This window comes from Streptomyces sp. NPDC057900 (genome assembly GCF_042887885.1).
Taxonomy (GTDB): Bacteria; Actinomycetota; Actinomycetes; order Streptomycetales; family Streptomycetaceae; genus Streptomyces.
In genome coordinates, this window is record NZ_JBHVOI010000001.1 from 85,236 (window position 1) to 105,972 (window position 20,737).

The following is a 20,737-nucleotide window of genomic DNA, read 5'->3' on the forward strand; positions in this document are numbered from 1 at the left end:
CTCCGTCTGCCCGTGGAAACAGGCGGCATACACGGTCATACGGCATCGACTTCCACGAACGGGTACAGGCAGGCGTGCCCGCGTGTGTGAGGTGTTTCGGGTGTTCCCCTGCTCTGCGCCTTTTCACAGGCAGGGGGTCTGCCGGCGAGTTCTGGGGGCACATGCCGATCGGACGGTGGGAAATGCCATCCACCACGCTGGCCGCCGCGAGGCGGGACACACAGGGGAGTTTCAATGCCGATCGCCGTGCCGGGAAGACCCGCCGAACTGCCCGGTGCGGGCGTGTCCGGGACCTCGCGGGAGAGCAGGGCCTTCACGCTGCCCCGCGGTCTGCGGGGTACGGCCGGCCGGATCGCCGCATTCACCGTCGGGCAGGCAGCGCTGATGGTGGGGGCGGGTCTGCTCATCACCGGCCCCGCCGCGCATGTCTGGCCGATGACCGCCGAGGACCGCGTCGACGAGGGCTTCGAACATCTCCGTACGGGCGCCCTCACCACCGTGTCCTTCGTCTTCTCCGAAGCCGGCAACACTCTCACGGTGATCACCATCGCCCTGCTGGCGTGCCTGGGGCTGGTGCTCATACCCCGGCTGCCGATGTGGCGCCAAGCGGCGTTCCTCGCCGTGTCCGTCTCGCTCCAGGCACTCGTCTTCCTGGTCATTACCCTGTCGGTGGACCGTCAGCGGCCGGACGTGCACCGGCTCGACGCCTCCCCGCCGACATCGAGCTACACCTCCGGCCACACCGGCGCCGCCACCGCGCTCTACGCGGGTCTCGCCTACCTCGCCCTGTCCAGGATGCGCGGCCCGTGGCGCAGGATCACCGGCGCCTTGCTGCTGCTTCTGCCGCTGCTGGTCGCCCTCGCCCGGCTCTACCGGGGTATGCACCACCCCACCGACGTGCTCGGCGGCCTGGTCAACGGCAGCCTGTCGCTGGTGATCGTGGGGTGCGCGCTGTTCGTCCGGCCCGAGGTGGTCGCCGCGCCCGCCGAGCGGCCGGGGCGTGCCGCGACGGCGGGCGGGCACACCGCGGACGTCCCGGGCCCCGTCACCGTCATCGTGAACCCGACGGTGACCGGGCCGCGAGAGCAGCAGGCCCTGCGTGCCGTCCTGGAGCGTCACGGCCATCACGAAGCGGAGTTCGTGGAGACCACGGCGGACGACCCGGGCACCGGCCAGAGCGCCCGGGCCATCGCGGGCGGTGCCGGGCTCATCGTGGTCTGCGGAGGCGACGGCACCGTGCGCACCGTCGCCGACGCCGTGGCGGGCAGCGGCGTCCCGCTCGCCATCGTGCCCAGTGGCACGGGCAACCTCCTCGCCCGTAACCTGCGCCTGCCCCTTACCTCGACCGAGGCGCTGGACGCGGCGCTCCGCGGCGTCCCGTGCCCCGTCGATCTGGCCCGCATCGAGGGCGACGACTTTCCCGCCACTCACTTCACCGCCATGGCCGGGGCCGGACTCGACGCGGCGATCATGGAGAAGACCGCCGAACGTGCCAAGTCCGTCCTGGGCTGGCCCGCTTACGCCCTGGCCGGGGTCTCCTCCCTGACCACGCCCCCCATGCGGCTGACGGTGCGTCTCGACGGGGCCCCGGCCCTGCGCCGGACCGCCCGGATGGTACTTGTCGGCAACATCGGCACCGTGCAGGGCGGCGTGACTCTGCTGCCCTCCGCACGCCCCGACGACGGCCTCCTGGACCTCATGATCCTGGACCCGCATGGTCCCTCCGGCTGGCTGCGGGCGCTCGCCAAAGTGCTGCGGGGCCGTGAGGGAGCCCCGCGCCCCACCCGTCTGCCTGCCTCGGAAGGGGAGGCAGGGGGCCTCCTCGTGGAGTACTTCACCTTCCGCCGGGCCGAGCTGAGGTTCGAGGCGCCGCACCCGCGTGAGATGGACGGCGATCCCGTCGCCCCGGGCAGCCGGCTGACGGTAACTGTCGCCCCGGGCGCCCTGAGTGTCATGCTTCCGCGGGACGAAGCCTGATGGGCACCGTCGTCAAGGTCCCGGTGACCCGTGACATGTCGGGGGACGACCTCTCCGCCGATGAGGCGCTCCAGTCTCTGCGCCGATACGGCCGCTGGCCCTTGGTGCGCGATTCCTTCGTCCGCTTCCGCTACGCCGACGGGTTCAGCCATTCCCGTGCGCTGGCCCTGCAGACGGTACTCGCCCTCATCCCGATGGCCATCGCGTTCGTGGGTCTCTCCTCGACCCTGCACACCGAGAGCATCGGGCGCCTCGCGGAGCTGACCATTCATCAACTCGCCTCGGGGCCGAGCGCCGAAGTCGTCGACGACGCGCTACGGCGTAGCCGCAAGGAGGCGGGTGACGGCGCGGCAGTCGCCCTCTGGCTGGGACTGGGCTTCTCGCTCGTCAACGTCACGACCGCGATGTGCCAGATAGAACGCGGCGCCAACCGCATCTACGGCAACGAACGCGACCGCCCCTTCCACCGCAAGTACCTGCGCGGCCTGGTGATGTCGCTCAGTGCCGGGCTGCCTCTGGGGCTCGGGTTCGTCGTCATGGTCGCCGGCCAGGACCTGGCCACCGCCGCGGTCGGCGTCTACCACCTCGACAGCGAGGCTCAGTCGGCCTGGAACATCCTGCGCTGGCCCTTCGGCCTGCTCCTGGCCCTCATCTCGGCGAGTGCCATCTTCCGCCGGTCACCCCGCCGCGCGCAGCCCGGCTACACCTGGCTGGCGTTCGGCTCCGCCGTCTACCTGGTGCTGTGGACGCTTCTGACCTGGCTGTTGAGTCTCTACCTCCAGCTGAGCGGGTCCTTCGACACGGTGTACGGGCCGCTCAGCGCCTTCATGTCCCTGCTGCTGTGGGCCTATCTCACATCCATCGCCCTGTTCCTCGGCCTGTCCTTCGCCGCCCAGCTGGAGGCGTCACGGGCCCGGGTGCCCGGCCCGATCCACGCCGACCCGGGAGTCTGAATGCCGGTGCGCACCACCGCTCGACATTTCCGCGAGAGCCGCCGTCGCGCGGCCGACCGCCGTTTCGGCGTCCACCTGCTGGGTGCGATCGCCGTGGCCGCCGCCGCCTCGGTCCCTTTCGGGCTGCTGCTGGTCCTGGTCAAGGGCCGGTGGGGACCTCTGCGCCGGATTGACGAGGGCGCGGCCGAGAGCCTCCATCGCACCGCTTTGGAGCACCCCGGCTGGACGACCGTCCTGCGGTTCCTCTCCGACCGTGTGTGGGATCCCTTCACGCTGCGGACCTTGGTCGCGCTGCTCACCGTATGGCTGCTGTACCGCCGCAGCTGGCGGCTCGCCGCCTGGTCGGCGGCGACGGCCGTGGCCGGGGGGCTGATCGGACTGCTCGTCAAGTCCGTCGTCGAGCGAGCCAGGCCGACGCTGGAGGACCCGGTCGCGCACGCACCCGGATTCTCGTTCCCCTCGGGGCACGCGATGACCGCGACCACCTCGTGCGCCGTGCTGCTGCTGGCCCTGCTGCCGATGGTGCCGCGCGTCTGGCGGCCCGTCTGTTGGGGGCTGGCCGTCGTGTCGGTGATCGGTGTCAGCTTCACTCGTGTCGCGCTCGGGGTCCACTGGTTCAGCGACGTGTCCGGAGGCTGTCTCCTGGGCCTGGCGGTGGTGGCGGCCACGTCCTGGGCGTTCGAGTCCTGGCGCGCCGACACGGGCCGGGCTCCGGCCCCCGTGGGTGAGGGGCTGGTACCCGAACTGACCGAGCCCCACCCCGAGGCGGGCACCCGGTCCGGCAGCCGAGCCGACCGCTCCGCCTGACCGGCGGCGAGTCCCCGGCGGTCGGGCGGCACGGTCTCGGCTTGTTCCGGAAGACGATGAGCCGGCCCCCGCGCGGGCCGGCCCGGTGCAGCGGCCCCGAGCAGGGCGTTCGAGACTCCGTTCGGGGCCGTGGCACCATGTTCCGCATGACGACGAACCGAAAGGTCCATGCCGCGTAGTCGGCCGGGACGAGGCCGTGCCGGCGCCGGCCTCCACCGGGCAACGGGCGCACATCCCGTCATCGACGGCCTGTCCTCGCGCGCCCTGTCCGAGATCAACGAGCTTGAGCGCACCCGGAACTACCTGCGGCCGGGCAATGTAAGCGCGGCTCTGGCCCTGTGGAAGGACTACGCCCACCGGCCAGAGCGCGCTCTGTGGCACGCCTACGAGTGGGGCGACGCGCACTTCGACTGCTGCGGGGACCCCTTCGAAGGCCGAGCTCTCCTCGACACGGTAATGCGGGCCCTGTCGCCACGTAGCGCCCGCGAGCTTCGAAAGCTCGTCAGCCGGTGGGACGCCGGCTGGGACATACCGCCCTAGAGCCCCGCCAGTTGCCTCACCACAACCTCGGCTGCCCTTGCATAGCGGTCGGGCTCGCCCGAGTGAGCCCGACCCAGTGGACCCGCGCTCTCGCTGTGCGCGACGAGCCTGAAGATCAGTGCACGGACCAGCATCTGCGGCCAGTCACGATGATCGCCGCCAACCGTCAGCAGGTCGGACGGAAGGTCGAACCACAGCAGCCCGTCTGCGACCACGATCGCCTCGGCGAACGCCGGCGGCCGCCAGTACGGGGAAAAGTCGATCACGACGGGCACTTGATCCGGAGCGAACAGGACATTGCCCGTGAGGTCGCCATGGATGAGCTGAGCTGTGTCCTGCGTAACCGGGCGCCTCAGCTCCAGCAGGGTCGAGAACGGTGCGGCGAGGTCGTCGATCACGTCGATGTCCTGCTCGCCCCACGCGACTCGGTCAGCTACAGCCCACGGGTGCACATGCCGATCAAGGAATGCGGGCCGGGGCAAATGCCGCAGAGCCTTGTGGAAGGCCCGACCGGCACTGAGGACACCGGTCCAGTGCCCCTCCGGTCCAGGTTGACCGGCCAGGAACTCGCTGGCGGCCCAGCCGTCTACAGCGCTTCGCCCGTCGGTGGCCCGCAACGGCAGTGGAACGCGGAAGCCACTGTCTGACGCCAGCTTCTCGTACAGGGAAGCCGCCCACTCGACCTCGTCGTCCGTGCCCTCGGCGGGCTTGAACACAAACCCACCGACGAGGACGCTTCGCCCCTGCCCACCTGTCAGCGGGAGCGCAGAACCCTTCACACCAAAGGCATCAAGGACCGCAGGGGCCGGCACGGCGTTGCTCGGAATTTCATTCACGCCGGGCATCCTGCCGACGTCATCGCGCCTGGCGCACCTTCTTTTCGCCCAACCCCATCCGTCACACGGCACTGGGATGATCAGCCGGACAGGCCCTGGCCGCGGGTGTGGCGGTCGTTCACGTTGTGTCCTCATGAAAGGACGCCGTGGTCGTCACCGGTGGCCGGCTCGTCGTCACCAGCACGGGCACGATCACCTCCGGCCGCTTCACCGGCTGAGCGGGAGTGTTCGTCAAGCGGTAGGAGGATCGTGCCTCCTTCAGCTGGTGCCGGCTGTGGCGAGCAACACGGCCAGGAGGAGCTGCGCGCCCCACTGGACGCCCAGCGCGACGCCACGGACCCCTGGGGAGCGCCGAGTACGGGGCAGCGGATTGAGCGCGGCAACGAGGCCGGAGACGAGTGACAGCACGAAGAGTCCGGTGAGCACCTCGGTGGGCGGCAGTACCGTGCATTCACCGCCGTCGTAGCAGGAACCCAGCGTAGGACTCACGGAAACGGCCGGCGCAAGTGCCGAACCCGGTACGAGCAGCACGATCCCGAGCCACGCGCAGATTCGTACGCGGCGGGTTCGCGGAGAGACCGGGACGCGGTCGTCAGTGGCCGAAGCGCTGTATGTCATCCCACCAGCCAACCGGGACAGCGAACCCTCGGCATCGGCAGATCTACTCATCTGCCGATGAGTAGGCCACCTGAACCTGTCGAACGTGCGCCGAGTCCGGCGCCGGTCGTCGGTGCGACGGTCACGGGGACCTGCACCACGCGTTGGTCCGCCGGACGCCGGACCCCCCGCGTCCGTGACTTCGCCGCACCCGGCCGTGCGCACGCCCGATGCTGGAGCTACGCTGCGATCGATTTGCTGGAATCGCGCTGCGATCTGGGGGAGTTGGAGCTGTGGTGGATCGCATACTGGCCGATCGATACCGGCTTGTCAGGCTGCTGGGACAGGGCGGGATGGGCGAGGTCTGGGAGGCCCGCGACGAGGTACTGGGGCGGGCGGTCGCCGTGAAGGTGATCTCGGTGCTCGGGGGCGGTGGCAGCAGCGCCGACGAGGCACGCGCCCGCTTCCTGCGTGAGGCGCGGATCACCGCCGCGCTGCAACATCCGCACATCGTGACCGTGCACGACCTGGGCACGGCGGCCACCCCCGAGGGGGACACACCGTTCCTGGTCATGGAGCTGCTGCGCGGCGAGGGCCTGGAGGCCGCCGTCCGGCGCGGGCCGGTCGGCGGGGCGGAAGGGGCCCGCTGGGGCGTACAGATCTGCGAGGCCCTCGCCGAGGCGCATGCCGTCGGTGTCCTGCACCGTGACATCAAGCCCGCCAACATCTTCGTCGCGTCGTCCGGTCGGGTGAAGGTCCTCGACTTCGGCATCGCCCGAGCCGCCGACCCCTCGGCCGCCGACGGCCGGCTGACCCGCACCGGGCTCGTCGTCGGCACGGCCGCGTACATGGCGCCCGAGCAGGCGCGCGGCTACCCGGAGCAGCGCAGCGACCTGTACGCGGTGGGCTGCGTCCTGTTCGAACTCCGCACCGGACGGCTGCCGTTCAGCGCGCCCGACACCCTCGGGTTCCTGACCGCGCACCTCAACGATGCGCCGCCCGTGCCGAGCAGCGTGGGGCCGGGCGTCTCAGCCGCCTGGGACCGGTTGATTCTGCGCCTGCTGGCGAAGGATCCCCGCGACAGGTACGACTCCGCCGCCGAACTCGCCGACGCGCTGCGCGAGTGCGAGGGCCGGGCCGCTCCCACGGGGCCTGTGCCGTCCCCGCGCCCCGGGCAGGCGGACACCGTGGTGCCGCCCGAGGCGGCTCCCACCGTCACGGCCACGCGTCCCGACACGCCGGAGGCGGCCGGTCGCACTCCACTGAGCCGCCGCGGGCTCCTCCGGCGCGGCGGCGGAATCGCCGCGGTGGCCGCGGTCGGCGTCTCCGCCGGCGTCTACCTCACCGGCAGCCCCGAGCAGGGGCCGTTCTCCTGGTCGTACGACCCCGGCTCGGACAGGGCGGGGTACGACCAGCCCATTCGGTCCGGTGGACGCTGCTTCGTACCCGCCCATGACAGTGCCCTGATCCAGGCGTTCGATCTCAACAGCGGCAAGCATCTGTGGAAGCGCGACCTCGGCCTTGAGTGGCCTCTGCACGGACGCTCGGAGACGGTCGCGCTCGGCGGCGGCGACACCGTGGTCGCACTGGCCCAGCTGCCCGAGGATCTCATTCCGGTGCTGTACGTCCTCGACGGCGCCACGGGCAGGACCCGTTGGAAGCTGGAGGCGTACGACAAGGACGACCGTGACCTGCACGTGCTCGACCGGGGGCTGGTCCTCTTCGGCAGTGACGACCCCAACGAGCAGCACATCACGGCCTTCGACGCACGCACCGGGAAGGAACGCTGGAGCCAGTCGGTGTCCGGGCCGGGAGACATAACGACGATCGGCGATCTGGCACTGGTGGGCTCGACGGCACTCGACGGCGCGACAGGAAAGAAGCTGTGGGAGCAGCCTCGCATGAACCTGTACAGCGACCTCGCGGAGTACGTCGGCGCGCCGCGGCGGACGGACGACGCGGTCCTCTTCCATGAGCACGGCGAGAAGCAGCGCGTCGACCTCGTCCTGCGCAGCGCCCGCACGGGTGGGGAGAGGTGGCGCGTTCCCCTGTCCGAGATCAAGGCCTCACCCGGCAGCAACGGCACCACGCAGGGGACTCCCCCGGCGGCGCCCCTCTCCGGCACCACCCTCCTCCTCCCACGGCTTGAGGGCGAGCGCGGCAGCCTCACGGCCATCGATGTCCGCACCGGGAAGCAAAAGTGGGCCTTCAAGGGGGAGGCCGGCTCCGGGGAGCGCCAACCCGAACCGGTGTCCACTCCCGGCGGCTTCGTCCTCCCCACACCTGACGGCGCCGTCTGTCTCCGTGCCGAGGACGGGACGGAGCGCTGGCGGTCGAAGGGTGGAGCGGACCTCAGGATCGACTCCGCGGGCAACTACACCATGATCCGTCACTCACACACCGCGAGACTGTTCCAGCATCGGCAGGCGGTCCGCATCCTCCGTTCTGCGGACGGCCACACGCTGTGGGAGGGCGAGTTCAAGTCGAGTATCCGCAAGAGCGCTCCAGTCGCCTCGGGCCGGACGCTCGCCTTCCTGGACCCTCAGGAGACGCTGCGCGCCGTCCGTCTCACGGGCTGATCCCGGCGGGGTCCGAGAACGCCCGCCCCCTCGTGCACGGCTGACGCCCGCACGAAACCGACCGAGAACAGGCCATTCCGCCCCGGCATGATCGTACTGGCCGATTTCGGCGTCGCCCCGCCGTTAGTGGTGACGCTAGGTTCACTCGCGCTCGGCACCATCACACGGCCAGACGACACCGGCCGGTCCCGCGTGCGCGGGTCGGCCAAAGGGGGAGAACAGATGATGCGTCACATACGGTGGACCGGCCGCTTAGGCAGAGGACTCATCGCCTTCACGGCCGCGACTGCCACCGGGATCGCCGCCATGAGTTTCACCGCCACACCGGCAGCCGCCGCACCGGCCGCCACCACCGCCGCTCAGACGGAACTCGGTGACGCCTGCACCGCCGCCGATCTCGGCAAACGCCACCCGTTCATCCGGAGTGTCGAAGTCGCCCCGACGATCACACACTTCAAGGGCTGGTACGTCACCGACGGCTCGCTGGGCTCCCAGACGGTCGAGACCAGCACCCAGACGGTCATCTCGGTGTCCGTCGGCCAGAAGACCAGCATCGAGAGCAGCTTCGAGGTCGAAGCCCTCAGCAAGGCCGGCGCGTCCGTGGGCCTGGACGTGCAGATGTCCTACACCTCCACCGGCAGCACCTCGAAGTCGATCACGTGGAACTTCCAGAAGCCCGGCTACTACGCCCTCTACGAGGGAACGAAGAAGGTGACCGGCGAGTACGGCAGCCTCAACTGCAACCGTGTCGACCTGGGCGGCGGCACCTTCGGTCTGAAGTGGGTGGAAGGCCCCAGCAACGGCAGCTACACCACGTACACGACGCTCGAAGAGGGCGCGGTGCGCTGCGAGGACGCTGTGCCGGCCAACAGCATCATGCGCAAGGCCCAGGATCTCCTCGACTGCGGGACCCCCGCGGCCAGTGCCGAGCAGACACCGGCGACGAAGGCCACCGCGCCGGCCGAGGCCGGGAAGGCCGCACGGGCCGGGAAGGTCGCAGCGAACGGGAAGGCGGCGGACCCGGATGCGACCGGCCCCTCCGTCGGCGCCAACGTCGCACCTGGCTTCACCTGCGACGAGGGCTACTACAAGATCGGCACCGCTGACCGGGCCCTGTTCTGGACCGCGCCCGGCTTCCTCCAGGGCGACAACATCCAGCTGAAGCCCTCCACGGTGCTCAGCCTGAACCTGGACCAGTGGCAGCTGTGCCACGGGCCGGACAACAACGGCGTCTCCGAGCAGATCCTCGTCAATCACTCAAGCAACAAGTGCCTGGCCATCGCGGAGCAGACCGCGGCCGACGAGGGGTCTCCGCTGGTGCAGGCCGACTGCAAGTCGGACGACCTCCAGCGATTCTACATCTACCGGGATGTTCCCGGCTCGGACAACATCGGCGTCCAGAACAAGTACACCGGCTACATGGTCGGGCACGACCGCTACGCCGAGGGCCAGCCGCTGCGTCAGTACAGCAGCGGCAGGCAGGACGGCTCCGGTACGTACGTCCTGGTCAAGGCCTGACGCCTCCCCCGGCCCGATGTGATCCGGACTGACTCCGGTCGCCGGAAGTCGCCTCGTATCAGGCGACTTCGGGCGACCGGGTCCCGCCTCACGAGCCTGCCGCAGGAGAGCCTGTCGCGCTCAGCCCCTCCGTGGCGGGCACGTCACCGGACGCCATCCGCTGGGTGATGCGGTCGAACAAATCCGTCAGAGGCTCGCTGACGTGCCGGCCGAACTCGGTGAGCCCATAGGTGACCTGGGGCGGCGTCGTCGGCTCGACCTCCCGCCGGACCAGACCGTCCTGAACCAGTGCGCGCAGGGTCTGGGAGAGCATCTTCTCGCTGACGCCCCGAATGCTGTCGCGCAGCTCGTAGAACCGAAGGTCGTTGCTCCGCAAGGAGATCAGCACCCAGATGCCCCACCTGCTGGTCACATGGTCGACCATGTCGCGCGCGGGGCAGTCGGTGTGAAACACCTCATACCCGCCGTGCGCACCGGCCTGTGTGAGCTGCGTGCCTTCCCTCATGTTCGGAGCTTACCTCCAGGTATGTTCTTACGAAAAGTAAGCCCGTCTCCTAGCGTCAATTCCCGCAGCGCACAACCGACTAGGAGTCTGAACATGATCGTGGTGACCGGAGCAACCGGCAACGTGGGCCGCCCCTTGACGCAGGCCCTGGCCGAGGCCGGCGAGCAGGTGACGGCGGTGTCCCGGCAGGCGGCGGCGGTGCCGGACGGGGTCCGGCATGTGGCGGCCGACCTGGCGGAGCCGGCAAGCCTCTCCCCCGCGCTGGACGGGGCGAAGGCACTGTTCCTCCTGCTGTCCGGCGACCTCCACTCCCCCGGCGCCAGGCCGTCCGACATCATCGACCTGGCCTCGGCCTGCGGGGTCGGCCGGGTCGTCCTGTTGTCTTCGCAGGGCGTGGCGACCAGGCCGCTCGGCGCCACGCGGATCGCGATGCGCGCGCTGGAGGACGCGTTGCGTGGGTCCGGTATGGACTGGGCCGTCCTGCGACCGGGCGGCTTCGCCTCCAACGCCCTGGCCTGGACGGAGTCCGTCCGCACGCAAGGGACGGTCGCCGCACCGTTCGGGGACGTCGGAGCTCCGATCGTCGACCCGCTGGACATCGCGGAGGTCGCGGCGGCCTGCCTGCTGGACGACCGGCACTCCGGGGGAATCTACGAGCTGACCGGGCCCGAGGTGATCACGCCGCGTCAGCAGGCGGCGGCCGTCGCCGCCGCGCTCGGCTCGCCGGTGCGCTTCCACGAACTCACGCGCGAGGAGGCCAAAGCCGCGATGACCCGGTTCGTGCCGCCGGAACTCGCCGACGACACCCTGGACATCATCTCCGCTCCGAACCCGGCCGAACTGCGGATCAGCCCGGACGTGGAACGAGTCCTCGGGCGCGCCCCGCGCCCGTTCAGTGACTGGGTCGCCCGGAACATCGCCGCTTTCCGCTGAGTGATCGCTCGACCGGGGCCTCGTGCGATGCCGTACGACCACGGCCGCACGGGGCCCTTAGGATCTCCGGCATGGCGACACGACTTGTGCAGATCAACATGAAGGCCCATGACGACTCCGCGCTCGGCGGGTTCTGGGCAGAGGCACTCGGTTGGGGTATCCACAGCGAGGGCCCCGGCGTGACCAACCTCGAACCCATCGGCTTCGCCTACCCCGACCCCACAGCCGTCTGCATCGACATTATCGCCCGCCCGGAACCCAAAACGGTGAAGAACCGCGTGCATCTCGATCTGGCCACCACCTCGACCGCGCATCAGGCCGAATTGGTCGCGCGGCTGAAGGGTCTCGGCGCGACGCTCGCCGACGTGGGTCAGGGCGACGTCCCCTGGACGGTCATGGCCGATCCGGAGGGCAATGAGTTCTGCGTCCTGGAGCCCCGCCCGGTCTACCGAGGCACCGGGCCGATCGCCGCGGTGGTCGTCGACTGCGCCGACCCACTAGCGATGGCCCGGTTCTGGGGCGAAGCGACGGACTGGACGGTGCACGAGGTCACCGACGACCACGCGAGGATGCGCTCCGCCAAGGACGTGGGCCCCTACCTGGAGTTCCTCCGCACCCCGGACGCCAAGACGGTGTGGAACCGCGTCCACCTCGACGTCTCGCCCTACACCGGTGACGACCCGGCGGCGGAGGAAGCCCGGCTGCGCGCTCTGGGCGCGACCGCCCCCGACTACGACCGGTCCGCGATCTCCTGGACGATCCTGGCCGACCCGGAGGCCAACGAGTTCTGCCTCCTCAGCCCTCGCTGACATCGCGCAACGGGAGCGGCCAGGCCCTTTCGGGCTGTCCCCGGGGGCCGCTCGGCTCAGGAGGTCACTCAGCCGGGGTCATAGGGCGGCGCGCCCGGCCGGCAGCTTGCCGATCAGCCCGGCCGCCGCCGGCCGGGCCGCTGTGACGGGCCCCTCCCGCACGACGCTCGCCAGCACGCCGAGCTGGGTCACGCTCAGCCCCGTCGTGTGCTGCCCCGATTCCGTGCGCAGCCGGGCCCGCAGTTTACGGAGTGGAGGAGCCGGCGCCAGAAGGCGCGTCGTCGGGCGCGGCCCTCGTGTGATGCTGGCGTCATGACTGATCACCGCCCCGCGATTGCCGTGGTCCGCTGGCCGGGCTCCACCCCGCCGACCGTGGACGGGGTGGCCGCGCTGCTGGCGGCCTACCATCTGCTGACGGAGGCCGAGAAAGGCGCACCGGTCGCCGGTGTGGCCGGGCTGCCGGAGCGGTACCGGGCAGAGGTCACAGACCCCGGGGCCGCGTTCGCGGGCGATGTCCTGCTGGTGGCTCTCCTGGGGGACGCCGCCGTGGGCTGTGTGGTGGTGACCTCGCCGGCCGACGGGCAGGCGGAGATCAAGAGGCTCTGGACCGACCCCGGGTTCCGCGGCCGGGGCATCGCGTCCGCCTTGCTCGACGCCGCGCTGGCCCGTGCCGCGGAGATCGGCGCGGACACCGTCCGGCTCTCGGTATGGGCATGGCGGACCGGGGCCATCGCCCTGTACGAACGGCTCGGCTTCACCGTCGCCCGGTCGTGGGACGAGCGGGATCAGCTGGTGTGCATGCGGCGTGCCGTACATGAGGCTCCGGGTCCGCGCTGATCCGCTCCGTCACACGGTCACGAAACGTCCTCCTCCTGCGCGGACTCCTCGAAGTGGACGACGCCGTCCTCGTCGAGGCGAGGGTGGATGACCTCGGGATCCTGGGTGTTGCCGTCGGAAGGGCGTGGGCCTTCCGGTCCGTCGGGGCCCCAGCGCAGCAGGCGGCGGGTGCGGACGATCCGGAGCGCGGTGCCCGGGACTTCGACCTGGTTGAGCCGGCCCGCGCGGAGCCGGTCCGCGGCCTGCGCGAATGCCGCCAGCTCCGCCGCCGCGTCGTCGTCCTTGGGGACGGCGGTGTGCGCGTCGACGTCCCGGCCGGCGTCGTGGGCGATCAGGCCCCGCAGGCGTGGTCTGAACCACATCAGGGAGAAGTACAGCGTGACGCGTGCCTCGTGGGCGGTCACGTGCAGGGCGCTGCCCGGCCTCCAGGCCCTGTTGCCGGACCGCTCCACGACCTGGAAGGCGGCCGGCATGAGCAGGACATCGGGGTGGCTCTCCACAGCCCGGACAGAGTCGCCCAGCACGGAGTCGGGGAACCTGCCTCCGGTGTAGACGAGCGAGCGCAGGGACAGCCGCTCGGAAGCCTGGACGGGGGAAAGGGGTGCGTCCGGGTCAAGCACCAGGTCGGCGTCGACCCTGGGACCGTGGATGCCGGGGCCCCAGTCGGGGGTGAGGGGTTCGGGGTCGGTCGGCCGGGGCGTCTCGATGTCACCGTTCGCGTCCATGCCCGCGTACTCCTCGGCCCTCACGACGCGGTAGCGGGTGTCGAGCACGGTGAGTTCGTCGACGCGTTCGCTCTCCAGCCGGGCAACCGCCGCCAGCAGCGCCCGCCGTTCGGCCCTGTCCTCGGCTTCGTCCTTCGCCCGGAACCAGAGCAAGGAGTTCAGTGAGTCCCGGGCCTGCTGCGGACAACCGTGGGTGACCTCCACGGCCACCCGCCACCGCCGCCCGTCGCCCGGGCTCTGCGTGGCCACCCCGAACAGCGGCCCTCTGACGGCCAAGGTGCTGTGCAGCGCCGCGTCGAGAGCGTCGGCCTCCATCGCCGCCTCCACGGGCTCCACCGGCACCCTCACCACCACTGGCCGGCAGGCCGGCCCCACACCCTTTTCGTTCATGTCCCTCATCCTGACGGCAAGGGAGCGCCCGCGTCCTGGATTCACCGGCTCGGTCGAGTGGGTGGATGCTTGTCGCATTTTCCGGTCCGCCTCCGACCGCGGGCCGGGGCACGGCCGGGCGCGGCCGGAGGCGGACCGGCTCAGGTGGCGGGGTGGGCGGCCAGGAATTCGGGCAGCGTCTCGGCGGTGAGCGGGTAGTAGTCGGACAGCCGGGCGCCCTCGTCGAGGCGGCGGCGCGCGAACTCCTCCCGATCCTGATGCCGGATCGAGTCCTCGGCCAGCGGCACCGCGCTGTGCTGCGGGACCACGACGGCCCCGTCCTCGTCGGCCACGATCAGGTCACCGGGGGCCACCAGGACGCCGCCGACCCCCACCGGGACGTTGAACGCGGACGGGAAGAGTTCGGTCTGCGAGGCGTAGTGCGGGGTGACGCCCGTGCACCAGATGGGGACGCCGAGCGCGCGCACCCGGGCCGCGTCCCGGATCCGCCCGTCCACGACGATCCCCGCCCCGCCCTTCAGCTTGAAGTAGCGCACCAGCATGTCGCCCAGGCAGCCGGTGTAGTGGCTGCCCTGGGCCGAGACCACGAGCACGTCGCCGGGACGGATGGATTCGAGGACCTTCCACAGCGCGGTCTCCCGCTCGGCGTCCTCCTGCTCGGCACCGTTGAAGACGTCCTCGCGCCTCGGCAGGAACTGGAGGGTGACGGCACCTCCGGTGATCTGTACGTCGGGCTCCCGGTGCAGCGGCACCGGGCCGTCGATGAACGTCCGTGTGATTCCCATCTGGTGGAGCTTCGCGCAGGCCGTGGCCGCGCTGACCTCGCCGAGGGCCTCCACCATGCGTGCGGTGGGCCGCACGTACTCCGAGGTGTGGATCGGTGCACGCATCGACGCGTACGTCCGGATCTCCTCTGTCGACGGTGCTCCGTGATCCCGGGTCGGGTTCATGCTTTTGCCTCCGTACACAGCGCCAGTGACATCATCGCCTATCGATGGTAGATAACAGTTAATCGATTAGTACTGTCAATGTGTCAGGAGTTTTTTCGTGACCACCACGTCACCTGGCTGGTTCGAAGCCGAACGCTTCGGGCTCTTTGTCCACTTCGGCCTCTACAGCCTGGCGGCACGTCATGAGTGGGTGCGTAGCCGGGAGTTGATGGACCAGGAGAGCTACGACCGCTACCTGAGCCGCTTCGACCCGGATCTCTTCGACGCGCGGGCGCTGGCACGGGCCGCCAAGGAGGCGGGTATGCGGTACGCGGTGCTCACCGCCAAGCACCATGACGGTTTCTGCCTGTTCGAGTCGGAGTTGACCGGCTACTCCTCGGTCCGGGTGAACGGGCGCGATCTGGTCCGGGAGTTCGTGACGGCGATGCGGGAGGAGGGGCTGCGCGTCGGTCTGTACTACTCGCTGCTCGACTGGCACCACCCCGGCTTCACGGTCGACGAGCACCATCCGCTGCGCGGCACAGAGGCCGTGGACGAACCGCGTGACATGAACGCCTACCGTGCCTATCTCCAGGGGCAGGTGCGGGAGTTGCTGACCGGGTACGGGCAGATCGACCTCCTCTTCTTCGACTTCACCTATCCGTCGAAGACCTCCGAGGACTGGGGTGCGCGGGAGCTGATGGCCATGGTCCGCGCCCTGCAGCCGGACATTCTGGTCAACGACCGGCTCGGGATACCCGGCGACTACGTGACCCCGGAGCAGTACCAGCCCGAGCGGCCGCTGGAGCGCGACGGTGTGCCGGTGCGCTGGGAGGCCTGCCACACGCTCAACGGTTCGTGGGGGTACGACCGCGACAACCACGACTACAAGGATCCCGCGCTGCTGGTGCGGATGCTGGTGCAGTCGGTGGCCTGCGGCGGGAACCTCCTGCTGAACGTCGGGCCGACCGGGCGGGGCGCCCTTGATCCGCGCGCACGTGAGACCTTGGCGGCGATCGGCTCCTGGGCGGTGCCGCACTCGCGCTCCGTGCACGGGGCCGGGCCGAGCGGTCTGACCCCGCCCGCGAATGCCCTGTACACCCGGCGCGGCCGTCACCTGTATCTCCATCTGCTCGCCTGGCCGCTCAGGCATGTGCACCTGCCGGGACTGGCGGGGCGGGTCCGGTACGCGCAGTTCCTGCACGACGGCTCAGAGATCGGCTTTCACGAGGTCGACGGCGCCGGTCACGAGCACACCAACATGACTCCCCCGGGCGAGCCGGCCGGGACGCTGACCCTGACCCTGCCGACGGCCCGGCCCGACGTACTCCTGCCGGTGATCGAACTGGAACTGGACGAGGACCCCGACGCCGCCGAGAACGGGGAGGTCTAGGCACATGACGACGGAGACTCTGGGGGCGTCGTTCCGCTCGGCGCTCGGCCCTGAGCTGGCGGGGCTGCTGGGCGATCCGGCGGGCCGGGTCGGAGTACCGGACGTGACGTGCCGGGAGGTGTGGGACGGGGTGCCGGACCCCGTGCGCGAGCGGGTGATCGCCGGCGCGCGGGCCGAACTGGCACGCCCCGAGCCTCGGCTGACCGCGGGGGCCTGGGCCCGCGCGGCGCGCGACGGGGAGAGGGGCGCGTACGAGGACCGGGCCTGGGAGCTCCAGGAGCGGATCTCCCGGCTGGTCCTCGCGGCGGTGCTGACCGGCGAGGTGGCCGACGCGACCGACGCCGGAGAGGTGTGCCCGTATCTGGACGCCGCGGTGGACGGTCTCGTGCGGTTCGCGGAGGCGAGCACCTGGTGCTGGGCCTCGCACGACCGGTTCACGGCGGCGCGCGGCGAGGTGGTGCCCGATGCGGACGAGCCGTATCTGGACCTGGGGGCGGCCGAGGTGGCGGCGCTGTTCGCGTGGGCGGACCACGTGCTGGGGCCTCATCTGGAGCGCCGGGCCCCCGGGCTCCGCCGGCGGCTGCGGCGGGAGGTGGACCTTCGGGTCCTGGCCCCGTTCGAGCGGGTGCGGGACTGGCGGTGGATCGGCGCCGACGGCAACGCCAACAACTGGAATCCGTGGATCCACAGCGCGGTACTGGCGTCCGCGCTGCTGCTGTGCGAGGACGGGGCGCGGCGGGCCGGTCTGGTGCGGCTCGTGGTGGAGGGGCTCGACCACTACATCGCGGTCCTTCCCGACGACGGGGGCGTGGACGAGGGGATCGCGTACTGGTGGGCGGGGGCGTGCCGGGTCCTGGAGGTCCTCGATCTGCTCGCCGGAGTGGGCGGCCCCGCGCTCGACGCACGCGAGCTCCCGCTGCTGGCCCAGCTGCTGAAGTACCCGCAGCGGATGCACCTGGGCGGGAGCTGGTACGTGAACGTGGGCGACGCCCCGCCCCGGCTGTCCGGTGACCGGCCCTGGCACGTCCCGTACCGGTGGGGTGTGCGTCTGGGCCGGCCAGAGACGTCGGCGCACGCGGTGGCGGGCGCCCGGCTGGAGGGCGATCCCGCGCCGCCCCGGGCGGGCCTCGGCCGTGCGCTGGCGGCGCTCGCCGATCCTCGGTGGTGCGGCGCGGTCGCCGAGGAGTCCGCTCCGGATGACGGCTCCCCGTGGCTGGCCCGCGAGGTGTGGCTGCCTCGTCTTGAGGTGCTGGTGGCGCGTCAGGAGGCCGCTTCCACGCGGGGGCTCACGCTCGCCGTGAAGGCGGGCCACAACGGCGAGCACCACAACCACCTCGACGTCGGTTCGTACTGGGTGGCGATGGACGGCCGGCCGCTGGTCGTCGACGCGGGCCGGCCCCGGTACACCACGCAGACGTTCGGGCCCGACCGGTATGAGGCGTGGCCCTTCCAGAGCGCGTGGCACAACGTCCCCGAGCCGGGGCACCCGCAGTCCCCCGGGCGGGAGTTCACCGCCCGCGACGTCGCCGTGCGGCTCGATGGCGAGCGGAGCGTCCTGGGCGCGGAGTTGAGCGGGGCCTATCCGGCCGGTCCGCTGAGCAGCTGGAACAGGACGGTGCGTCTGGTGCGTTCGAGCGGGTCGGCCGTCCCGTACGTGGACGTCGAGGACACCTGGCGGGGGCGGCTTCCGTATGTACGGATCCGGCACCTGCTGTCCGGTCACGTCGAGTTGGGGGACGGGTGGGCGCGGGTGACGGCGGATGGTTCGGGAGTCGTCATGCACTGGGACGCCGCCCTCGCCGACGCCTCGACAGAGCGCGTGGAACTCGACGATCCCCTGCTCAGCGCGAGTTGGGGCGCGTTCCTGACGCGGATCACGCTGACCGTGCGGACTCCGGGCAGCGCCGGGAGGGTCGTGGTGCGGTGGGAGCCGGCCACTTGAACAACAGGTTACGGCAGCACTCTTGAACATTGTGGGATGCCAGCCATAGCATCAGCAATCGATAGACGATTAGCGAAGAGCGAAGGCGTCCCGACCCCGCGTCTCCAGGGTCCGTGGCCGCCGATCGCCCGCCGACGCCCGCCGGCCTTTCCGCCCGGCGCGGCGCGGCACCCCACTCCACCGCGCATCATTTTCGACCCGTACTTCCCGACCGACAGTAGCTATCGATTATTCACGACTACGCAACGGAGCGTGTCCGATGAAAGCAGTCTGGCGCCGTGTTTGCGCCTTCGCCGCCGCCCCCCTGGTGATGGCCTCGGCCGTCGCCTGCGGCGGCGGTTCGTCCGACGAGAGCGCGGGTGGCACCACCACTCTCCGCGTCATCGTGAACATCACGCCGAACCTGACGGAGAAGTACTGGAACGACCTCTTCGCCCGGTACGAGCGCACCCATCCCAAGGTGAAGGTCGATCTGGAGCTGACCGGCACCATCTCGGCGAACGCCAAGCTGACCCAGGACCTGGCGGCCGGCGACCCGCCGGACGTCGCCCAGCAGATCACCCCCACCGCCGAGACCGAGTCCCTCTTCGCCGACCTCTCGGACCAGCCGTGGACGGCCAAGACGCCGCTTGCCGACGAGTACGCCCTCGGCGGCAAGCGATACGTGGTCGGTGTCGGAGAGCAGATCCAGTCGCTGGTCTTCTACAACAAGCAGGCCTTCACCAAGGCCGGGATCGACGCGGGCTCGATCCGCACCCTGGACCAGTTCACCGCCGCGATGGGGAAGCTGAAGAAGGCCGGGTACGAACCGCTGCAGACGGCCGGGCAGTGGGTGACCGGCAGCCAGTTCTCCATGATGGCCGACGCCGGCGTGCTCACCGCGGAGCCGAAGTGGACGGCCCAGCGCATCGCGGGCAAGAACTCCTTCGCGGACAGCGGCTACGTCGACTACTTCGCGCAGTACAAGAAGTGGATCGACGCCGGTTACCTGAAGAAGAGCGCGCTCGGTCTCACCTACGCCGACGGGCAGACGGCCTTCCTCAAGGGGAAGTCCGCCATGTACATCATGGGGTCGTACTTCGTGCCCGCCGCGGACGCCGCCAAGAAGAGCGACGAGATCGGCGTCTTCAGCATGCCGACCGACGGCGCCTACCCGTCCGGCCAGTTCGGCAACATCTCCAACCCGTACGTCGTGATCGACAAGTCCCGGCACAAGGCCGAGGCGACGGACCTGGTCAAGTGGGCCGTCACCGACCCGGAGGCGATCAAGAGCCAGCTCGCCGCCGACGGCAACCTGCGCGCCGGTTTCAGCTACAAGATGTCGAGCCTCGGCACGTCCGTGCAGAAGGTCCTGGACAAAACCCCCTCGGTGATCGTGAAGTCCGGTGCGAACCAGCCCATCGCCGGGTTCAGTGACGAACTGAACAAGCAGGTCCAGTCCCTGTACACGGGCACCTCCGCGGAGGACGCCGCCGGCGGATTGGACAAGTGGTGGAACTCGCAGCGCTGAAGCGTCCGGGGCCGCTCGACGACACCGCCCCGGTCATCCCCGCTCCCCCCTCGCCGACCGGCCGGCGCAGCGCCCAGGTGCGCGCGGCGGCGGTCTCGATCGGGCTGATGGGGCCGGCCGTCCTGCTGTACACCGTGCTGACGGTCGTCCCGGTCGGTGTCGCGATCTATCTCAGCCTCACCGACTGGGACGGCTTCTCCTCGGTCTCGTTCATCGGGCTGGACAACTACCGGCACCTGTTCGACGACCCCAGTTCCTCGCAGGCCTGGTACGTGACCGCGGTCATCGCCGTGTCCGGCACCGTGTTCATGGTCGGGCTCGGTCTGATCTACGCCCTGATCCTCAAGGGCCGCTCGCGCTCCAACTCCTTCTTCCGGGCCGTGGGTTACTTCCCGCACGTGATCAGCGCCCTGGTCCTCGGCTATCTGTGGGCGGCCATCCTCGGCACCAACGGGGCCATCAACAACACGCTCGCCAAGTTCGACATCGAGCCGATCGGCTTCCTGTTCGACGAGAAGATGGCGCTGATCTCCCTGATCGCCGTCATCGTGTGGGCCGGGTTCGGTTTCAACGTGGTGCTGTTCGTGGCGGCGCTGCAGACGGTGCCCGCCGAGCTCCTCGAAGCCGCGGCGATCGACGGGGCGACGAAGCGGCAGACGAACCTGCGGATCGTCGTTCCCATGATCGCTCCGGTGGTGACCGTGGCGACCATCCTGAATCTGGTCGGCCTCATCCGCGCCTACGACATCATCGTCAGCCTCACCGGCGGCGGCCCGGCCGGATCCACGCAGACGTTCACCTACCTCATTCTCGCCCGCTCCTTCGAGGGCACGAAGGTCGGTTACGCGACGTCCCAGGCGGTCTTCCTCATGATCGTGTCCGCCGTGCTCGCCCTCGTCGTGACGGCGCTGCGCAACCGCCAAGATCAAGCTGCGACAGGTTAGGAGCCAGTGGTGG

General features: G+C 70.3%; 18 protein-coding genes and 1 pseudogene. 13 read left to right on the forward strand and 6 right to left on the reverse strand.

Annotated features, from left to right (window positions below):
* Nucleotides 1-234 precede the first annotated feature (234 nt).
* The 4 genes from ACFVQ0_RS00270 to ACFVQ0_RS00285 all read left to right on the forward strand — a co-directional run bounded on the left by ACFVQ0_RS00270 (nucleotide 235) and on the right by ACFVQ0_RS00285 (nucleotide 4,277).
* Nucleotides 235-1,977 (forward strand): diacylglycerol kinase family protein, encoded by a 1,743-nt coding sequence (locus ACFVQ0_RS00270; RefSeq protein ID WP_390083027.1) that lies wholly within the window; start codon nucleotides 235-237, stop codon nucleotides 1,975-1,977.
* Nucleotides 1,977-2,930, forward strand: coding sequence for a YihY/virulence factor BrkB family protein (locus tag ACFVQ0_RS00275; RefSeq protein ID WP_390083029.1), 954 nt, complete (start codon nucleotides 1,977-1,979; stop codon nucleotides 2,928-2,930). The genes ACFVQ0_RS00270 and ACFVQ0_RS00275 overlap by 1 nt, the downstream gene beginning before the upstream one ends.
* Entirely contained in the window at nucleotides 2,931-3,737 is an 807-nt protein-coding gene (locus ACFVQ0_RS00280) for a phosphatase PAP2 family protein (RefSeq protein WP_390083031.1), read from the forward strand. It abuts the gene before it with no gap.
* A 168-nt stretch (nucleotides 3,738-3,905) separates the two neighbouring features.
* The gene (locus ACFVQ0_RS00285) at nucleotides 3,906-4,277 is read left to right on the forward strand and encodes a hypothetical protein (RefSeq protein ID WP_390083033.1); all 372 of its coding nucleotides are present in this window, start codon (nucleotides 3,906-3,908) and stop codon (nucleotides 4,275-4,277) included.
* Here ACFVQ0_RS00285 and ACFVQ0_RS00290 read toward each other — a convergent pair.
* Both ACFVQ0_RS00290 and ACFVQ0_RS00295 read right to left on the reverse strand, forming a co-directional pair.
* Nucleotides 4,274-5,113, reverse strand: a complete 840-nt coding sequence (locus tag ACFVQ0_RS00290; RefSeq protein ID WP_390083035.1) for an aminoglycoside phosphotransferase — start codon at nucleotides 5,111-5,113, stop codon at nucleotides 4,274-4,276. The two genes, ACFVQ0_RS00285 and ACFVQ0_RS00290, sit on opposite strands and share 4 nt — an antisense overlap.
* A gap of 258 nt (nucleotides 5,114-5,371) precedes the next feature.
* Nucleotides 5,372-5,602 carry a hypothetical protein gene (locus tag ACFVQ0_RS00295; RefSeq protein ID WP_390083037.1) on the reverse strand — a complete coding sequence of 77 codons (231 nt, stop codon included), beginning with the start codon at nucleotides 5,600-5,602 and terminating at the stop codon, nucleotides 5,372-5,374.
* Nucleotides 5,603-6,003: 401 nt separating this feature from the next.
* Between ACFVQ0_RS00295 and ACFVQ0_RS00300 the strand changes: the two genes are divergently transcribed.
* Both ACFVQ0_RS00300 and ACFVQ0_RS00305 read left to right on the forward strand, forming a co-directional pair.
* The gene (locus ACFVQ0_RS00300; RefSeq protein ID WP_390083039.1) at nucleotides 6,004-8,289 is read left to right on the forward strand and encodes a PQQ-binding-like beta-propeller repeat protein; all 2,286 of its coding nucleotides are present in this window, start codon (nucleotides 6,004-6,006) and stop codon (nucleotides 8,287-8,289) included.
* 225 nt (nucleotides 8,290-8,514) lie between these two features.
* Nucleotides 8,515-9,807, forward strand: a complete 1,293-nt coding sequence (locus ACFVQ0_RS00305; protein ID WP_390085306.1) for an RICIN domain-containing protein — start codon at nucleotides 8,515-8,517, stop codon at nucleotides 9,805-9,807.
* Between the two features lie 88 nt (nucleotides 9,808-9,895).
* On the opposite strand, the gene ACFVQ0_RS00310 is transcribed toward ACFVQ0_RS00305, so the two are convergent.
* Nucleotides 9,896-10,312, reverse strand: coding sequence for a winged helix-turn-helix transcriptional regulator (locus tag ACFVQ0_RS00310; RefSeq protein ID WP_390083041.1), 417 nt, complete (start codon nucleotides 10,310-10,312; stop codon nucleotides 9,896-9,898).
* 93 nt (nucleotides 10,313-10,405) lie between these two features.
* Here ACFVQ0_RS00310 and ACFVQ0_RS00315 point away from each other — a divergent pair, with 93 nt between their 5' ends.
* On the forward strand, nucleotides 10,406-11,245 hold the full coding sequence (locus tag ACFVQ0_RS00315) for an SDR family oxidoreductase (protein WP_390083043.1): 840 nt from the start codon (nucleotides 10,406-10,408) through the stop codon (nucleotides 11,243-11,245).
* Between the two features lie 71 nt (nucleotides 11,246-11,316).
* Nucleotides 11,317-12,054 (forward strand): VOC family protein, encoded by a 738-nt coding sequence (locus ACFVQ0_RS00320; RefSeq protein WP_390083045.1) that lies wholly within the window; start codon nucleotides 11,317-11,319, stop codon nucleotides 12,052-12,054.
* 123 nt (nucleotides 12,055-12,177) lie between these two features.
* Here ACFVQ0_RS00320 and ACFVQ0_RS00325 read toward each other — a convergent pair.
* Nucleotides 12,178-12,357: pseudogene (locus tag ACFVQ0_RS00325) on the reverse strand (MarR family transcriptional regulator); the annotation flags it as partial.
* A gap of 9 nt (nucleotides 12,358-12,366) precedes the next feature.
* On the opposite strand from ACFVQ0_RS00325, the gene ACFVQ0_RS00330 reads away from it, so the two are divergent.
* On the forward strand, nucleotides 12,367-12,891 hold the full coding sequence (locus ACFVQ0_RS00330) for a GNAT family N-acetyltransferase (RefSeq protein ID WP_390083047.1): 525 nt from the start codon (nucleotides 12,367-12,369) through the stop codon (nucleotides 12,889-12,891).
* Nucleotides 12,892-12,908: 17 nt separating this feature from the next.
* Here the strand turns inward: ACFVQ0_RS00330 and ACFVQ0_RS00335 are convergent, their stop codons facing one another.
* Nucleotides 12,909-14,006 (reverse strand): DUF5954 family protein, encoded by a 1,098-nt coding sequence (locus ACFVQ0_RS00335; RefSeq protein ID WP_390083049.1) that lies wholly within the window; start codon nucleotides 14,004-14,006, stop codon nucleotides 12,909-12,911.
* 140 nt (nucleotides 14,007-14,146) lie between these two features.
* Complete coding sequence (locus ACFVQ0_RS00340; RefSeq protein WP_328864210.1) at nucleotides 14,147-14,956, reverse strand: ribonuclease activity regulator RraA; 810 nt, start codon at nucleotides 14,954-14,956, stop codon at nucleotides 14,147-14,149.
* A 97-nt stretch (nucleotides 14,957-15,053) separates the two neighbouring features.
* Here ACFVQ0_RS00340 and ACFVQ0_RS00345 point away from each other — a divergent pair, with 97 nt between their 5' ends.
* The 4 genes from ACFVQ0_RS00345 (at nucleotide 15,054) to ACFVQ0_RS00360 (ending at nucleotide 20,724) form a co-directional block, all read left to right on the forward strand.
* Nucleotides 15,054-16,328, forward strand: a complete 1,275-nt coding sequence (locus ACFVQ0_RS00345) for an alpha-L-fucosidase (protein ID WP_390083051.1) — start codon at nucleotides 15,054-15,056, stop codon at nucleotides 16,326-16,328.
* A gap of 4 nt (nucleotides 16,329-16,332) precedes the next feature.
* Complete coding sequence (locus ACFVQ0_RS00350) at nucleotides 16,333-18,270, forward strand: heparinase II/III family protein (protein WP_390083053.1); 1,938 nt, start codon at nucleotides 16,333-16,335, stop codon at nucleotides 18,268-18,270.
* Nucleotides 18,271-18,529: 259 nt separating this feature from the next.
* A complete protein-coding gene (locus tag ACFVQ0_RS00355) occupies nucleotides 18,530-19,780 on the forward strand; it encodes an ABC transporter substrate-binding protein (RefSeq protein WP_390083055.1) in 1,251 nt (416 codons plus the stop codon).
* On the forward strand, nucleotides 19,759-20,724 hold the full coding sequence (locus ACFVQ0_RS00360; protein ID WP_390083057.1) for a carbohydrate ABC transporter permease: 966 nt from the start codon (nucleotides 19,759-19,761) through the stop codon (nucleotides 20,722-20,724). The genes ACFVQ0_RS00355 and ACFVQ0_RS00360 overlap by 22 nt, the downstream gene beginning before the upstream one ends.
* Nucleotides 20,725-20,737: the final 13 nt, after the last annotated feature.

Bases quoted from the DNA above. Each gene is read 5' to 3' on its own strand.
- ACFVQ0_RS00270 (WP_390083027.1), top strand. From the start codon at position 235: ATGCCGATCGCCGTGCCGGGAAGACCCGCCGAACTGCCCGGTGCGGGC.
- ACFVQ0_RS00275 (WP_390083029.1), top strand. From the start codon at position 1,977: ATGGGCACCGTCGTCAAGGTCCCGGTGACCCGTGACATGTCGGGGGAC.
- ACFVQ0_RS00280 (WP_390083031.1), top strand. From the start codon at position 2,931: ATGCCGGTGCGCACCACCGCTCGACATTTCCGCGAGAGCCGCCGTCGC.
- ACFVQ0_RS00285 (WP_390083033.1), top strand. From the start codon at position 3,906: ATGCCGCGTAGTCGGCCGGGACGAGGCCGTGCCGGCGCCGGCCTCCAC.
- ACFVQ0_RS00305 (WP_390085306.1), top strand. From the start codon at position 8,515: ATGCGTCACATACGGTGGACCGGCCGCTTAGGCAGAGGACTCATCGCC.
- ACFVQ0_RS00310 (WP_390083041.1), bottom strand. From the start codon at position 10,312: ATGAGGGAAGGCACGCAGCTCACACAGGCCGGTGCGCACGGCGGGTAT.
- ACFVQ0_RS00315 (WP_390083043.1), top strand. From the start codon at position 10,406: ATGATCGTGGTGACCGGAGCAACCGGCAACGTGGGCCGCCCCTTGACG.
- ACFVQ0_RS00320 (WP_390083045.1), top strand. From the start codon at position 11,317: ATGGCGACACGACTTGTGCAGATCAACATGAAGGCCCATGACGACTCC.
- ACFVQ0_RS00330 (WP_390083047.1), top strand. From the start codon at position 12,367: ATGACTGATCACCGCCCCGCGATTGCCGTGGTCCGCTGGCCGGGCTCC.
- ACFVQ0_RS00335 (WP_390083049.1), bottom strand. From the start codon at position 14,006: ATGAACGAAAAGGGTGTGGGGCCGGCCTGCCGGCCAGTGGTGGTGAGG.
- ACFVQ0_RS00340 (WP_328864210.1), bottom strand. From the start codon at position 14,956: ATGAACCCGACCCGGGATCACGGAGCACCGTCGACAGAGGAGATCCGG.
- ACFVQ0_RS00350 (WP_390083053.1), top strand. From the start codon at position 16,333: ATGACGACGGAGACTCTGGGGGCGTCGTTCCGCTCGGCGCTCGGCCCT.
- ACFVQ0_RS00355 (WP_390083055.1), top strand. From the start codon at position 18,530: ATGAAAGCAGTCTGGCGCCGTGTTTGCGCCTTCGCCGCCGCCCCCCTG.